Origin of the sequence: Sanguibacter sp. Leaf3, from assembly GCF_001425965.1 — a bacterium.
Taxonomy (GTDB): Bacteria; Actinomycetota; Actinomycetes; order Actinomycetales; family Cellulomonadaceae; genus Sanguibacter; species Sanguibacter inulinus.
In genome coordinates this window covers 133,115-148,151 of record NZ_LMRH01000001.1, presented here as the reverse complement: position 1 = coordinate 148,151, position 15,037 = coordinate 133,115, and the positions used below count along the sequence as shown (strand labels likewise).

Sequence of the window (15,037 nt, the reverse complement as noted above, 5' to 3'; positions counted from 1 at the left end):
CTACGCCAGCGTAACTTACGCAAGCGTAGGTTCGTCTCGTGCCGCCTGGACAACGCTCGGCAGCAGGTCTTGTCTGCTTCGGACACTACCGAGCCGCGCACCTGGTGCGGCAGCCGAAGGTCCCCCGGACCGAGGGTGGGGCCAGCCCGACCCTGCGCCCACTGGCCGTCTGCTCACACGCTCGGCAGCCCCGCTGCACCACCGCACCCCTGCACTCACCCGCCTGCACCGAAGCGCCCCGCACCCATCTCCCCGCCTGCCGACCCGCACGGACAGGTGGGCTACCCCTACCCCCGAACGGTGGGGCCACAGGCTGAGGATGCACCCCGCCCAGTCTCTACTCTTGGCCTCATGCCCAGCACAGCGCAGCACCCAGCGTCGGAAGGCCCGCCCGGGTCGCAGCCGGCGACGCCCCCGGAGGCAGACACCGCGACTCCCTGGGCGACAGCCACGGCGGACCCCTCGGCGTCAGCCGCAGAGCCAGCCGCGAAGGTCGACCTCGAGACGTCCCCCGGGACGAGCAGGCTGCAGGACCTGTCGACGGTCGCCCCGGCGCTCGCAGGTGGCACCGCCCTGCTGCGGGCCCCCGTGGACCCCGCGACGTGGCGCGCCGTCGCCCAGGCGAGCATCGGGTTCCCGTGGCTGCTCGTCACAGGCATCCTCTCGACCGTGCTCGCGGCGCTCGGCGTCGGGCTGCTGCCCGTCTTCGGCCTCGGGGCGCTGGTCTTGCTCGTCGTCCTCCCCGCTGCCCGAGGCTTCGCCCGGGTCGAGCGTGGTCGGCTGCTCGCGCAGCTCGGCGTGCTGATCACCCCGGGCCCGGCACGCACCCGTCCCCGGCTCACGTCGTGGCGCGGCCTCGTCGCCGCGACGACCGACAGGGTCGCGTGGGGCGCCGTCGCGTACGCCGCCGTCGCCATGCTGCTGGTCGCGCTCGAGGTCGTCGTCGCGTGGAGCCTGGGCGCTGTGCTCGCGCTGCTGCTGTCCCCGGTGCTGTCGTGGGACGACGGCCCGAGCGTCTCGCAGGTCGCGCTCGTCGCGGCCGGGGTCGTCGGGCCGTGGGTCTGGGCTGTCGCGACGCAGGCGCTGGCCCTCGTGCACGTGCGGCTGGCCCGAGCGCTCCTCGGGCTCTCGAGGGTGTCGGTCGAGGTGCGGCGCGCCGAGGCCGAGGCCGAGCAGGCCCGTGAGGTCGCGGCACGCGCCGAGCAGCGCGCGGACCACCTCGCGACGACCCGCACCCGTGCCGTCGGTGCGGCGGACGACGACAGGCGGCGCATCGAGCGCGACCTGCACGACGGCGCGCAGCAGCGGCTCGTCGCCCTCGGTGTCGAGCTCGGGACGGCGAAGCGTGCCGCGGCGACCGACCCTGACGCGGCGGCGGCCGCCCTCGACCACGCGCACCGCGAGATCAAGGAGACGCTGTCCGAGCTGCGCGACCTCGTCCGGGGCATCCACCCGGCGGTCCTCACCGACCGTGGGCTCGACGCCGCGCTCTCAGCGATCGCCGCACGCCACCCCGTGCCGGTGACAGTCGAGGTGCCCGACCCGGCTGCGCTGTCGGCAGCGAGCCCTGGCGCCCAGGCGGCCGCGTACTTCGTCACGGCCGAGGCGCTCACCAACTCCGCCCGGCACTCGGGCGCGACCCGTGTGCACGTGGTCGCCGGGATCACACGGGTCTCTGGTGGCACCGGTGTCGCTGGCGACACAGCCGCCGCTGGCGCCGCCGGCACCAGCCGAGACGTCCTGCGTCTCGAGGTCGTCGACGACGGTCGCGGCGGCGCGACAGCCTCTCCAGGCGGCGGGCTCGACGGGCTGCGCAGCCGCGTCGAGGCCCTCGACGGCACGTTCAGGCTCGACAGCCCCGCAGGCCGCGGGACCCGCATCATGGTGGAGGTACCGTGCGCATCGTGATCACCGAGGACTCTGTCCTCCTGCTCGACGGCCTCACCCGTCTGCTCGTGGCCGAGGGGCACACCGTCACCGGCTACAGGTCGGCCGACGAGCTCGTCGCCGCCTTCGCACACCTGGGTCCCCACGAGCTGCCCGACGTGCTGGTCACGGACGTGCGGATGCCTCCGACGCACACGGACGAGGGCCTGCGGGCCGCCGTGCACCTGCGCAGCCTGCACCCGGGCCTGCCTGTCCTCGTGCTGTCGCAGTACGTCGAGCAGCGCTACGCGACCGAGCTCTTCGCCGGTGACGTCCGGGCGCTCGGGTACGTCCTCAAGGACCGGGTCGCCGACGTCGACGACTTCCTCGACGCGCTCGGCAGGGTCTCCGGGGGCGGGACGGTGATCGACCCCGAGGTGGTCTCCCAGCTGCTCGCCCGGACCCGGGGCACAGGTGTCGACAGGCTCACAGCGCGCGAGCGCGAGGTCCTCGGTCTCATGGCCGAGGGGCGCTCGAACGGCGCGATCGCCGAGATGCTGGTCGTCGGGACCGCCGCCGTCGAGAAGCACGTCACCTCCATCCTGACCAAGCTCGACCTCGCGCCCGACGCCGACGACCACCGCCGCGTGCTCGCCGTGCTGCGCTGGCTCGAGCACGCACCCACCCGAGGAGCCGGATCATGAGCGCACCCAGCGGACCGCGGAGCCGCCGCGGCCGGACCCTCCTCTGGGTCGGCAGCGCGATCGCCGTCGTGGCGATCGCCCAGGGCGGCTACCAGGCCGCCGACTGGTTGTCGTCCTCGACGACGGTGTCGTCGCAGACCCTGGACGCAGTCCCGACGGTCGAGCTCACCGCCGACGGCGACGTGACGGTCACCGTCGGCAGCACGGACAGCATCGAGGTCGAGCGTCGTGCCAGGACGGGGTTCCAGGACGTCAGCTACGAGGCCGTCGAGTCCGGCGGCACGCTCGCTGTCGAGCACACCTGCCCGCGGTGGTGGAGCAACGGGGTCTGCCAGGCCGACCTCGTCGTCCAGGTGCCTGCGGGTACGGAGGTCGTCGTCCGCACAGGCAGCGGCGCCGTCCGCGTCGAGGGTGTCGAGGGTGACCTGCGCGTCGACAGCGGGGACGGCGACGTGCTCGTCGCCGGCGCCGGCGGGCGCGTCGACGCTCGCACGAGCAGCGGCCGCGTCGAGGTGGACGGAGCAGGCACGGCCGTCGTCGCGCGCAGCGGGGACGGCGACGTGACGGTCCGCGACGCCGGAGGCATCGTGGAGGCGCGGACGAGCAGTGGACGGGTGATCGTCGACGGAGTCAGGGGCGACGCCACGGCCGAGTCGGGCGACGGGGACGTCGAGGCGCGCGAGGTGACGGGCTCCGCGTCGGCGACCACGTCGTCGGGCGCTGTCCGCGTCGGCGGCGTCCGGGGCGACGTGGTCGCCACGTCGGGTGACGGCGAGGTGGTCGTCCGCGGCACCGGGACAGCCGTCGCCCTCGAGATCGGCACGGGTGACGGACGGTCGACCGTCGACGCGCCGACCGACCCGTCCGCCTCACGGACCGTGACGATCCGCTCGAGCAGCGGCGACGTGTCGTACCTCGGCGCGGAGTAGGCGCGGGAGGCGCAGAGCCGGGACGAGTCGCGCGCAGGGCCGCAGCGGAGATCAGATCGCGGCGGCCCTGCGCCCTAGACCGTCCTCGCCTGTCAGCCCTTGGGGGCCCAGGGGTTCTGCTTGCCGTCGCCGGGCTGGTCGGGCGTGCCGTACAGGCCGTCGTTCTGGCCCTGCCACCCGGTGTCGGGCAGACCGTACTGCGGGCCTGGGGTCGCGTAGCCCTGCTGGCCGGGCGTGCTGTAGCCCTGGGACGCGTCGGGCGCGGGGTACTGCGAACCGAAGGGCGAACCGCCCTGCGTGGGGTACCCGCCGGGCTGGATCGCGCCGGCGAAGCGCTGGGTGTCTGCGTAGTCGATCGGGTAGTCGGTGAAGCCGTAGACCGACGGGTCCGGGTAGGGGCTGCCGGTCTCGACCGCGAGCGCCGCACGCGTCCTGGCGAGCTCACGCTCGATCGGCCACTCCTTGAGGGCGAACATGCAGATCATCACGATGTTGACCACGGGCACGAGCATGATGAAGATCCAGGGCCACGGGTAGCCGGCCTTCTTCACGATCCGTGAGTACACGTAGAACACGGCGAAGATGAGCCCGGCGTAGAGGACGACGAGGAGGACGACGAGCCCGACGCCGAGCGCTGCGGCGGCGCCGTCGGAGCTGCGGGCGAAGATCTCTGCCGTCTGCGGGTCCATGCGGTGTCCTCCTGAGGATGTGCTGCCGGCTGCGGTCACCGCCCCTGGGGGGTGGTGCGGCACACGTGAGTGTAGGAAGCGAGTGTAGGGGCTGAGCACCCTCCCGAGGGAGAGGGTGCTCAGTCGTCGGAGGAGGAAAAAGGTCGCCGTCCCGCTGTCCGGCTGGGACGATGCAGCCGCTACCGTGCGCGAGCGAGCAGTCGCACGAGCGAGCAGTCACACGAGCACAGCCCCGCGCCCATCCCCCGGACCACGACCACGACCACGACCACGAACGGAACCACCGTGACCTCCCACCTCCCAGCAGTCGACCCAGCCGCACCCTCTGCCCCCACCCCCGCGGCCCCTGCAGACACCGCTGCCGCGGAGCGGATGTGGGCGGACTACTCCCGCGCCGTGCCGTCGGCCGTCAGCGTGTGCCCGGAGTACACGGTCGAGGGCTTCGGGGACTCTGCGGCGCTGGCCGACGCCCTGCTCGGGCTGGTCCTCTCGGGCCGCAAGCGCGCGACGGCCGAGCTCACCGAAGAGTTCGCGGCGCGCGGCGACGACCTGCCTCGGGTCGGCTCGCACTGGATCGCCTGCGACAGCACGGGGGCGCCGCGCGCTGTCCTGCGCAGCACGGAGCTGCGTCTGGCGACCTTCGACCAGGTGGACGCGGCCTTCGCCTTCGACGAGGGCGAGGACGACAGGTCGCTCGAGTCGTGGCGGGTCGAGCACGAGAAGTACTGGGTCCGCGGGTGCGCTGCGCGAGGCGCTGTGTGGTCACCCGAGCAGGAGATCGTGCTCGAGCGTTTCTCGGTCGTGTGGCCGCCGGAGGTCGCGGAGGCTGCGCGCACGCGCCCGAGCTGAAGCACAGACACGCTCAATCATGTTTACTTGAACAGCATTGCTCACACCTCCGGCGCCCGTTACGCAACCGTGACCCGGGGCGGTTGACGCCCTCGTCGCAGTTCGGGCACTCTGGCCAGGAGTCAAGCCAGAAGCCTCATCGTCGAGGCTCTCCCTCACACGGACGTGAGCATGCGAACTTCACATATAAACACATCAAGCAACACTGTTAAACAGGATGCGACCACGCCTCGACGCCTGAGCGACGGCGTCTTCGCCGTCCTCCTGGTGCTCCCAGGCCTCGCGCTCCTCGGCGCAGTCGTCGTCTACCCGCTGGTCTCAGCCCTCGTCACGGCCTTCTTCAAGCAGAGCCTCGTGGTGCCTGGACGGGAGTTCGTCGGTCTCGACAACATCCGGGCGGTGCTCGACGGCAACTTCTGGCAGATCTTCGGCCAGACGATGGTCTTCACGGTCGGGACCACGGTGGTCCCCTTCGTCATCGGCTTCGGGCTGGCCCTCGCGCTCAACACCCGCATCGCGGGGGCGAAGGTCATGCGGGGGCTCATGCTCATCCCGTGGCTCATCCCCGGGGTCGTCGTCTCCTTCCTGTGGATGTGGATCTTCAACGCCAACTACGGCGTGATGAACGGCGTCCTCGAAGGGCTCGGGGTCATCGACTCCCCGCAGGCCTGGCTCGCTCAGCCCGGGACCGCCATGGGCGCAGTGATCGTCGCGAAGACCTGGCAGAGCTTCCCCTGGATGATGGTCATGCTCCTCGCAGGGCTCCAGACCGTCCCCGGTGAGCTCCACGAGGCCGCCGAGATGGACGGCGCCGGCACGGTCCGACGGTTCTTCTCGATCACCGTCCCGCACATGTCCGGGATCATCGGGCTGGTCCTGCTGCTCGAGTTCATCTGGAACTTCCAGCACTTCGACATCATCTACGTGCTCACCGGCGGTGGCCCCGCAGGCTCGACCCAGACCTTCGCGACTGCCGTCTACGAGACGGCCTTCAAGGGCTACGACCTCGGCCGCGCCGGTGCGCTCGGTCTGCTGTGGATGCTCATCCTGCTCGTGCTCGTCGTCGTCTACATCCGGTTCTCCGAGAAGGGCGAGCAGCGATGAGCGCCGTGTCCCCGACCACCACAGCCGAAGCCCCCGTCGTCACCGGCGACCCCGCACCGCCGGCCTCCCGCCGCGGGCTGACAGGGTCGCTGCGCTCCGAGCGACGCGGCGTGCGCGTCAGCGCCTGGGCCGTCGTCGTCGTCTTCGGCGGCTTCGCGCTGCTCCCGGTCTACTGGTTGCTCGCGACCTCCCTCACCCCGCGCTCCGAGGTGTTCTCGTACCCGCCGCGGCTCTTCCCGTCGACTGTCACCCTCGACGCCTACCGCGCGATCTTCGACAACGCCGCCCTCTTCGGGTATCTCAAGAACAGCATCATCGTCTCGGTCGTCACCGCCCTGCTCAGCGTGGTGGTGTCCGCGTACATGGGGTACTCGTTCTCGAAGTTCCGGTACCGCGGGCGCCGCTCGCTCATGTACCTGGTGCTCTCCTCGCAGATGTTCCCGCAGGCCCTCCTGCTCGTGACGCTCTACAGCGTGTTCAGCGCCTACGGCCTGCTCAACACCTACGCAGCGCTCGTGCTCTCCTTCACGACCTTCACGCTGCCGCTGTGCGTCTGGATGCTCAAGGGGTTCTTCGACACCATCCCCGACGAGCTCGTCGAGGCGGCACGGGTCGACGGGGCGTCGCGGCTGCGGATCATCCACTCGATCGTCCTGCCGCTCGCGGCACCCGGTCTGGTCGCGGCCGGCCTGTTCGCCTTCGTCCGTGGCTGGAACGACTTCATCTTCGCCCTGACCCTCGCCGGACCGGACAAGCAGACGCTGCCGCCCGGCCTGGTCAACACCTTCGTCGGTGAGGCCGCGACGGCGTGGCCCGAGCTCATGGCGGCGTCGCTCGTCGTCTCGCTGCCCGTGTCGATCGCCTTCATCGCGCTGCAGAGGTTCCTCGTCGGCGGTCTGACCGCCGGCGCCGTGAAGGGCTGACGGCTCGCTGGTCGTCCGGCAAGTCGTCACGCACCGCACCCGCACCCGCCCCGCTCTCGCTCTCGCTCTCGCTCTCACAGCACGAGACTCCCGACTCCGTCCACCCCTGTCTCCGCTCAGCCCTGTCTCCACTCAGCCCTGTCTCCACACAGCCCTGTCTCAGTACACCCCGTCTCCGCACGACTCCCTCACCCCCGCGCGACACCCTCACCGAGGAGGACCCATGTCGAACCGCCCCGCCCACCTGCCCCGCACCACCCACCTGCCCAGCACCGACCAGCTGACCCGCCGCAGCATGCTCCGGCTCATGGGGCTCGGCGCCGGCGCCGTGACCCTCGGGAGCCTCGCCGCGTGCGCCCCGTCCGGCGGGACGTCCCCGGCCCCCGCCGCCACGACAGGCGGAGCCGCCGAGGACTTCTCGTTCTCGTCATGGTCCCTGTCCGAGGAGAACCCGAAGCCCGTCATCGAAGGTCTGATGTCGACCTTCGGCGCCGACAAGGGCGTCACCATCTCGCCGGTGTCCTACCCGTACAACGAGTACCTCAACCAGCTGACCCTGCAGACCCGCGGCGGTCAGTTCTCCGGCGCAGCGCAGGTCGACGTCGCGTGGCTCGGCTCGCTCGCGGCGCTCGGCAAGCTGCAAGACCTCTCCGGCCTCGCCGAGGGCCGCGGGTACACCGACGCCGCGCTCGCCGCGAGCCGGTACGACGGCGCGCAGTACGGCCTGCCGTGGACGATCGGGGCGATCGGCCTCGTGACCAACACCGAGCTGCTCGAGAAGGTCGGCATCAGCGAGGTCCCGTCTGGCATCGAGGACTTCGAGGCGGCGCTCCTCGAGCTCAAGGGGATCGGCGGCGGCGTGATCCCGTACGCCGCGTCGACCAAGGTCGCCCAGCTCAAGGACATCCTCATCTGGATGCAGACCTTCGGCAGCCCGCTCGTCGAGGACGGGACCGTGACCATCGGTGACGACGCGAGCGTCGAGGCCGTCACCTGGTACAAGAAGCTCTACGACCAGGGGCTCATCGCCCCGGACGTCGACCGCTTCGACGCCCGTGCGCTCTTCAGCCAGGGCAAGGCCGCGATCTACGACGACGCGATCGTCGGGCGCGGGGCCGTCGTCGCCGACTCCCCCGACCCAGACTTCGAGAGCAAGCTCGCCCCGGCGTCCCGGCCAGTCCTCGCGGCGGGCGACGACCCGCGCGCCTTCGTGTGGGGCCACGCCGTGGTCGTCGTCGACGGGCCCGGCGCGGGCACCGCAGCCGAGTTCGCGCAGTGGATCACCTCCGACACCACGGCGACCACAGGGTTCTTCGACGAGCTCGGCCTGCCACCCACCACGGAGGCGGCGCTCACCTCCGAGACCGTCACGAACGACACCTTCACCAAGGACTTCGGCGACAAGATCACCGCCACCGCGACCACGAACCCGTTCTGGGCCTTCCCGCAGTACGCGCAGGTCGAGGCCGTCATCGCCGAGAAGGTCCAGGCCGTCCTCGTCGGGTCGAGCGACGCCGCGACGGCCATGCGCGAGGCCGGCGAGCAGGCCCAGGCCCTCCTGGGCTGAACCGTCCCGCCCTCCAGGGCTCGGCCGGCCCGGCCCTCCAGAGCTCGGCCGGCCCGGCCCTCCAAGGCTGAGCCGGTCTCGCAGCCCTGCTGCCCTGCGAGCCCCGCCGGTCTGGCTCGCGCCAGCCGGGGGGTCGGTCCGCAGGCCGACCCCCGCCATCTCCCGCACCACGAAGCACCTACGAAGGATCCTCATGCTCAAGCAAGTCGTCGAAGCCGATGTCGTCGTCGTCGGAGGTGGCCTCGCCGGGGTCTGCGCCGCCGTCGCGGCTGCACGCCGGGGGGTCGACGTCGTCCTGATCAACAACCGCCCGGTCCTCGGGGGGAACTCCTCCTCCGAGGTCCGGGTGTGGGTGTGCGGCGCGACGGCGCACGGCAACCAGAGGTGGGCGCGCGAGACCGGGATCATCGGCGAGATGTACGTCGAGAACCAGTTCCGCAACCCCGAGGGGAACCCGGTCTACTGGGACGACGTGGTGCTCGACACCGTCCGCCGGGAGAAGAACATCCGGCTGTTCCTCAACACCGACGTCCGCGACGTCGTGGCCTCTGGTCCCGAGGACGCGCGCCGGGTCGAGACGGTGACGGGCTGGACCATGGGGTCGGAGATCCTCACGACCTTCCGCGCGCCGGTCTTCCTCGACTGCACGGGGGACGGGCTCGTGGGGCACCTCGCCGGGGCGCGGTACAGGCTGGGCAAGGAGGCCCGCTCGGAGTTCGACGAGGAGTGGGCTCCTGACGAGCCCGTCGAGGAGTTCCTCGGCTCGACGCTGCTCTTCTACACCAAGGACCTCGGCTTCCCGGTGAAGTACGTGGCACCGGAGTCGGCCAAGGACATCCGTGACACCCCGATCCCGACGTCGCGGGTGATCCGCAGCGGGGACTCCGGCGCGCACTACTGGTGGGTCGAGTGGGGCGGGGAGCTCGACACCGTGCACGACAACGAGACGATCCGCGACGAGCTGCGCTCGGTGATCCTGGGCATCTGGGACTACATCAAGAACTCCGGGGAGTTCGACGCCGACACCCTCACCCTCGAGTGGGTGGGCAACGTTCCCGGCAAGCGCGAGTACAGGAGGTTCGTCGGCGACTACACGCTGACGCAGAACGACATCGTCGAGCAGACGTCGTTCCCGGACACCGTGGCCTTCGGCGGGTGGTCGATCGACCTGCACCCGGCGGCGGGGATGTACCACGAGGGTTCCGGGGCGGTCCAGAGGTTCTCCGACGGGGTCTTCGAGATCCCGTACAGGTGCCTCTACCCGGCGAGCACCTCGAACCTGCTGGTGGCGGGACGCAACATCTCGGCCACGCACATCGCCTTCGGCGCGAGCCGGGTCATGGCGACCTGCGCGGCCCTCGGCCAGGCAGCCGGGACCGCGGCCGCGCTGTGCGTCGAGCACGCGGTGACCCCGCGCGAGCTGGGGACCCACCACCTCGCCGAGCTGCGCCGCGCGCTGCTGCGCGACGACGCGCCCATCATCGGAGCCGTCAACGACGACCCGGACGACTATGCGCGCTCGGCACGCGTGACGGCGTCGAGCACCCTGACGTCGATCGGCACCGGGCCCGGGCGGTCGTTCGGGGGCGGGGAACGTCGCGACGGAGGCACGGCGCCTGGCGCAGCCCAGGTCCCAGCCCCACCCACCGACCTCGTCGCCGAGAACCGAGCGACACCGCACCCGCTGGTCGACGACCTCGGGATCGTCCTGCCCGTGCACCCCCGGCTCGACAGCATCGACCTGCTGGTGTCGCGGGCGGTGCTCGAACCTGCGGGCGGCGGGGACGCTGTCGGGGGCACACACGCTGTCGCCGGTGCGGCCCCGGTCGACGGCGCGGTCAACCGTGACGATGCGGCGTCTCCCGACACCGCAGCCTCACGTGACACCGCAGCCTCACGGGACAGCGCAGCCTCTCCCGACAGCGCAACCTCCGCCGACTGCACGCCCCCCTCCCCGCTGGTCGTCGAGGTGTGGTCGACCGGCAAGCCCCAGAACGTGGTCCCGTCCCGGCTCGAGGTGACGACCAGCGTCGAGGTCCCGGCCGGTGAGGCACGCTGGGTCCGCGCGCAGCTCGACTACCAGCCCGACTCCCCCGAGACCGCGATCGTCGTCCTGCGCGCCGACCCGTCGATCACCGTGCACCTGACCGATCCTCTGCCGCCCGGTGTCCTCACCCTGGTCCACGGTGCTGCCTCGGACGACCAGAACGTCGAGGTGAGCCAGGCGGAGCTCCTCGTGCAGTGGCCCACCCGGCCGCTGCGCGGACGCTCGGTGTGCTTCGTCGCCCACCCCGAGTCCGAGGCGCTCGCGCCGGAGCGGGCGACCTCGGGCGGCAACAGGCCCTACGCGGGACCCAGCATGTGGGCCTCGGCGCCGATGTCCCCCGGGACGCCCGAGTGGCTGCGCCTCGACTGGGACGAGCCCGTCGAGGTCAGCGAGCTCGTGCTCGTCCTGGACGACGACGTCGACCTCGAGCTCAACACCCTGCACCACCACAGGTCCCCGCACGAGACCATCCCCGAGCTGGTCCGCGACTACCGCGTGGAGGTGCTGACGGCCGACGCGCAGGGCGCGCCGGCTGGCGACCGAGACGAGGCACAGGCACCCGCCACTGCGCCCAGTGGGGCGCCGGCGACAGAGCCCTCGACGGACCTCGCGGACGAGACCTGGACCGTCGTCGCCGACGAGACGGACAACCGCTGGCGACGCCGGGTCCACAGGCTCCAGGCCCCGACGCGGCTGCGCGCGGCGCGGGTGGTCGTGACCGCGACGAACGGGACGCCCCAGGCGCGCGTCGTCGCGCTCAGGGCCCAGGCCTGAGCTGGAGGTACCGTGACCTACCAGACGCGCGACACGAAGGCTCAGACGAGGGGCGGCAGGGTGCAGGAGGACGAGGCGACGACGCCGTCGCGCGGTGCGGCGCTGGCTCGGCGCGACAGGACCGGTCTCGTCGCCCTCGCTGTGCCGGACCTCGAAGAGCCCTACTTCGCCGAGCTCACGGGGCTGCTCGTGCGCCGGGCCGAGGCGCGCGGCCTGTCGATCCTCATCCAGCAGACCGCCGGGGTGCACGAGCGTGAGGTGACCGTCGCGAACGGGGTCGGCCTGCCCCCGACCGACGGGCTCATCCACATCCCGCGGTCTCTGACGGTCGCGGACCTCACGCGACGGACCTCGCCCGGGCCTCTCGTGCTGCTCGGGGAGCACATCGTGTCGAGCCCGTTCTCGCACGTGACCATCGACAACCGGGCGGCGGCGATGGCGGCCACCCTGCACCTCGTCGAGCGCGGGTGTCGCCGTCTAGCTGTCGTGGGGCCGCGGCACACGACCCCGTCCGACGCCGCCGACAGGCGGGTCGCGGGCTTCCGGGACGCCGTCCGGGCCCAGGGGTGGGAGGTCGACTCGGACCTGGTCGGGCCTGTCGGCGCCTTCACCTCGCACGAGGGGCAGCGGGCGATGCGCACGCTGCTGGACGCTCACGAGCCGCCCGACGGTGTGCTCTGCTCGAACGACTCCGTGGCCTTCGGGGTCATGCGGGAGCTGCACGTCCGGGGGTTGCGCGTCCCTGAGGACGTCGCCGTCATCGGCATCGACGACGTGAGCGGCGCCGAGTTCGCGACCCCGTCGCTCAGCTCCGTGGCACCTGACAAGTCGGCGATCGTCGACTCGGCACTCATGCTGCTCGAGCGTCAGATCGCCGCGCCGCCCGCCGCCGACGTCCCGGTCGAGCAGGTGGTCGTCGGATTCACCCTGCGCGCCCGGGAGAGCACGGCGCGGTAGGGACGGCGGGGTCGGGACGGCAGGGTCCAGAAGCGCGGCCGAGGTCACGCTGTGGAGACGGCGAGTTCGCCGAGCGGGCCGTAGCCGGGTGCGCGTTGCTCGGTCAGGTATGTGCAGCCCGGTCAGGTGTGCGCAGGCGCAGCCGGCGACGCGACCCACAGCTCGTTGACGAGCGGGCGCAGGACCTCCGCGTGCTCGTCCTCGAGACCGTCGTCCACGACGACCCTGTCGACGGCGTCGAGGTCGACGACGGTCGTGAGGCCCACCCGCCCCCACCGGGTGTGGTCGGCGACGACGGTGACCGAGCTCCCCGCGCTGATGAAGGCGCGGTTCGTCTCGGCCTCGAGGAGGTTCTTCGTGGTGAAGCCAGCGTGCTGGTCGATCCCGTGGACGCCGATCATCACGACGTCGCAGTGCAGGTGCCCGAGAGACCGGACGGCGACGGGCCCGACGAGCGCGTCGGCAGGGGTCCGGACACCGCCCGTGAGCACGACGGACTGGGCCGCCGAGTCGTCGGCGGCCGAGACCCGCTGGAGCAGGTCGGCGATGCGCAGCGAGTTGGTGACGACGGTGAGGTCCGGCACCCCGACGAGGGCACGGGCGACCGCGAGCGTGGCGGAGCCCGAGGAGAGGCCGACAGCCATCCCCGGTTCGACGAGTGTCGCGACGAGTCCCGCCACGCTGGCCTCGGCGGCGTCCTGCTCGGCCTGGCGGGTCGCGGCTGCCGGGTCACGGCGCGGCCCCTGTTCGCGGTGCGGGCCCGGGTCACGACGCAGTCCAGAGTCGTGGCGCGGCCCCGGGCCGCTCGGGTCGTACGTGCCGAGCCCCGTCGAGCCCCGGGGGGCTGTGGCTCCGCCGTGGACCTTGTCGAGCACACCCTGGCGGGCGAGCGCGTCGAGGTCGCGTCGCACCGTCATGCCCGAAACACCGAGGAGGCTGGCCAGCTCGGCGACAGTCACCGAGCCGCGGCGGGTCACCTCGTCGAGGACACGTGCCCTGCGGTCGTTCACGAGCACGCCAGCATCACCGTCACCCAGTCGTGCGCGGGGACCGTCCACCGCGTCGAGGTCGTCGAGGGATCAGTCTGGCACGGGCCGGCCTGGGGCGACGTCGCCACCACCCGGTGCCCGGCACGACCCCGGTGCCCGCCATGACGCCTGTCCTTGACACGCACCCAGTGCCTGACAGACCTCATCGCTCCTCAGACCTCGGTACCTGACAGCCCTCAGTGCTTCACAGACCTCGGTGCCCGACGCCACCTCAGCACCCGACAGACCTCAGCACCTGACGCCTCAGCACCCGGCACGACCTCAGCGCCAGCCGGCCGCCACCCGCAGGAAGATGTCGGTCGCCTCGTGCTCGCCGACGGACACACGGATACCCTCACCGACGAAGGGCCGGACGATGACACCGGCCGCGGCAGCCTCGGCCGCGCGCTCGGCTGTGCGCTGCCCGAGCTCCATCCAGATGAAGTTCGCCTGCGACTCCGGGAGGTCCCAGCCTTGGTCGCGGAGCCCGTCGGCGAGCCGGGCGCGCTCCGTGACGATGGTGTCGACACGGGCGAGGAGCTCGTCCTTCGCCTCGAGCGACGCCAGGGCGGCCCGCTGGGCGAGGTGCGAGACGCCGAAGGGCGTCGACGCCGAGCGGATGCCGGTCGCGAGGCGGGGGCGCGCGACCGCGTACCCGACGCGCAGACCCGCGAGGCCGTAGGCCTTGGAGAAGGTCCGCAGGACGACGACGTTGGGGTGGGCCGCGAGCGCCGCCGTGCCGTCGACCGGGTCGTCCGAGCGGACGAACTCGAGGTAGGCCTCGTCGACGACCACGAGGACGTCTGTGGGGACCGTGCGGAGGAAGTCGAGGAGCTCGGTCTGGGTGAGCGCTGCGCCCGTCGGGTTGTTCGGCGTGCAGACGAGGACCACGCGGGTCCTGTCTGTCACGGCTGCTGCCATGGCCTGGAGGTCTAGGCGTCCGTGGGCGGCGAGCGGCACGGGGACCCCGGTCCCGCCTGCGACGCTGACGACGATCGGGTATGCCTCGAAGGATCGCCACGGGTAGACGACCTCGTCGCCGGCGTCGACGACAGCCTCGAGGATGTGCGCGAGCACGGCGACCGAGCCGTTCCCCACGACGACCTGCTCGGCCGAGACCGCTCCGTGGTCCTCGAGCGCCTGGGGTGAGAGGTCTGCGGTGAGGTGCTGGGCGAGGGCCTCGGTGAGCTCCGTGGCGAACATGTCCGGGTACCGGTTGACGTCCGACGCCGCGTCGATGATCGCGGCCTGGACCGAGGCGAGCGGCGGGTACGGGTTCTCGTTGGACGAGAGCTTGAACGCTGCTGCGCCGACCGGGACGCGGGCGCCCGGGACGTAGGCGGGGAGGGCGGAGACGGCAGGGCGGAGAGGGACACGTCGAGTCACGCGATCAGTCTCGCACCTCCGTGGTGTCCGTAGGACTAGCACCGCTGTCTGTGTCTGTGTCTGTGTCTGTGTCTGTGTCTGTGGCCGGGCGCCGGGGTCCGGGGAGGCCGCTGGACTCGCACGTGGGCCGGTGCCGGTACCGGGGGCCGCACCTGTGCCTGTCGCCGAGACCGCGCTCACCTGAACCCACTCCCAGGCCCTTGGTCGTGGTCGT

The 15,037-nt window shown here is 71.8% G+C and carries 12 protein-coding genes; 9 read left to right on the top strand and 3 right to left on the bottom strand.

Annotated elements, in window-relative coordinates:
- Nucleotides 1–351 precede the first annotated feature (351 nt).
- Genes ASG53_RS00675 through ASG53_RS00665 form a run of 3 tightly spaced genes read left to right on the top strand, consistent with a single transcriptional unit; the run spans nt 352 to nt 3,499 of the window.
- Nucleotides 352–1,908, top strand: coding sequence for a sensor histidine kinase (locus ASG53_RS00675; protein WP_082543681.1), 1,557 nt, complete (start codon nt 352–354; stop codon nt 1,906–1,908).
- Nucleotides 1,896–2,570 carry a response regulator transcription factor gene (locus tag ASG53_RS00670; RefSeq protein WP_056127122.1) on the top strand — a complete coding sequence of 225 codons (675 nt, stop codon included), beginning with the start codon at nt 1,896–1,898 and terminating at the stop codon, nt 2,568–2,570. Before ASG53_RS00675 ends, ASG53_RS00670 begins: the two co-directional genes overlap by 13 nt.
- On the top strand, nt 2,567–3,499 hold the full coding sequence (locus ASG53_RS00665) for a DUF4097 family beta strand repeat-containing protein (RefSeq protein WP_056127121.1): 933 nt from the start codon (nt 2,567–2,569) through the stop codon (nt 3,497–3,499). The genes ASG53_RS00670 and ASG53_RS00665 overlap by 4 nt, the downstream gene beginning before the upstream one ends.
- A 92-nt stretch (nt 3,500–3,591) precedes the next feature.
- On the opposite strand, the gene ASG53_RS00660 is transcribed toward ASG53_RS00665, so the two are convergent.
- Nucleotides 3,592–4,188: a hypothetical protein gene (locus tag ASG53_RS00660; RefSeq protein ID WP_056127119.1), complete on the bottom strand. Its 597-nt coding sequence runs from the start codon at nt 4,186–4,188 to the stop codon at nt 3,592–3,594.
- Nucleotides 4,189–4,560: 372 nt separating this feature from the next.
- Here ASG53_RS00660 and ASG53_RS00655 point away from each other — a divergent pair, with 372 nt between their 5' ends.
- The 6 genes from ASG53_RS00655 to ASG53_RS00630 all read left to right on the top strand — a co-directional run bounded on the left by ASG53_RS00655 (nt 4,561) and on the right by ASG53_RS00630 (nt 12,409).
- Nucleotides 4,561–5,037 (top strand): ASCH domain-containing protein, encoded by a 477-nt coding sequence (locus tag ASG53_RS00655; RefSeq protein ID WP_056130396.1) that lies wholly within the window; start codon nt 4,561–4,563, stop codon nt 5,035–5,037.
- A 171-nt stretch (nt 5,038–5,208) separates the two neighbouring features.
- Nucleotides 5,209–6,141 carry a carbohydrate ABC transporter permease gene (locus tag ASG53_RS00650; RefSeq protein WP_082543680.1) on the top strand — a complete coding sequence of 311 codons (933 nt, stop codon included), beginning with the start codon at nt 5,209–5,211 and terminating at the stop codon, nt 6,139–6,141.
- A complete protein-coding gene (locus tag ASG53_RS00645; RefSeq protein ID WP_056127117.1) occupies nt 6,138–7,064 on the top strand; it encodes a carbohydrate ABC transporter permease in 927 nt (308 codons plus the stop codon). The genes ASG53_RS00650 and ASG53_RS00645 overlap by 4 nt, the downstream gene beginning before the upstream one ends.
- Before the next feature lie 223 nt (nt 7,065–7,287).
- Nucleotides 7,288–8,631: a sugar ABC transporter substrate-binding protein gene (locus ASG53_RS00640; RefSeq protein WP_056127115.1), complete on the top strand. Its 1,344-nt coding sequence runs from the start codon at nt 7,288–7,290 to the stop codon at nt 8,629–8,631.
- A 193-nt stretch (nt 8,632–8,824) separates the two neighbouring features.
- Nucleotides 8,825–11,452 carry an FAD-dependent oxidoreductase gene (locus ASG53_RS20215; protein WP_056127113.1) on the top strand — a complete coding sequence of 876 codons (2,628 nt, stop codon included), beginning with the start codon at nt 8,825–8,827 and terminating at the stop codon, nt 11,450–11,452.
- Between the two features lie 12 nt (nt 11,453–11,464).
- On the top strand, nt 11,465–12,409 hold the full coding sequence (locus tag ASG53_RS00630; RefSeq protein WP_235533779.1) for a LacI family DNA-binding transcriptional regulator: 945 nt from the start codon (nt 11,465–11,467) through the stop codon (nt 12,407–12,409).
- A gap of 122 nt (nt 12,410–12,531) precedes the next feature.
- Here the strand turns inward: ASG53_RS00630 and ASG53_RS00625 are convergent, their stop codons facing one another.
- Both ASG53_RS00625 and hisC read right to left on the bottom strand, forming a co-directional pair.
- Nucleotides 12,532–13,425 (bottom strand): DeoR/GlpR family DNA-binding transcription regulator, encoded by an 894-nt coding sequence (locus ASG53_RS00625; protein ID WP_056127111.1) that lies wholly within the window; start codon nt 13,423–13,425, stop codon nt 12,532–12,534.
- Nucleotides 13,426–13,719: 294 nt separating this feature from the next.
- On the bottom strand, nt 13,720–14,823 hold the full coding sequence (gene hisC, locus ASG53_RS00615; protein ID WP_056127107.1) for a histidinol-phosphate transaminase: 1,104 nt from the start codon (nt 14,821–14,823) through the stop codon (nt 13,720–13,722).
- Between the last annotated feature and the right edge of the window lie 214 nt (nt 14,824–15,037).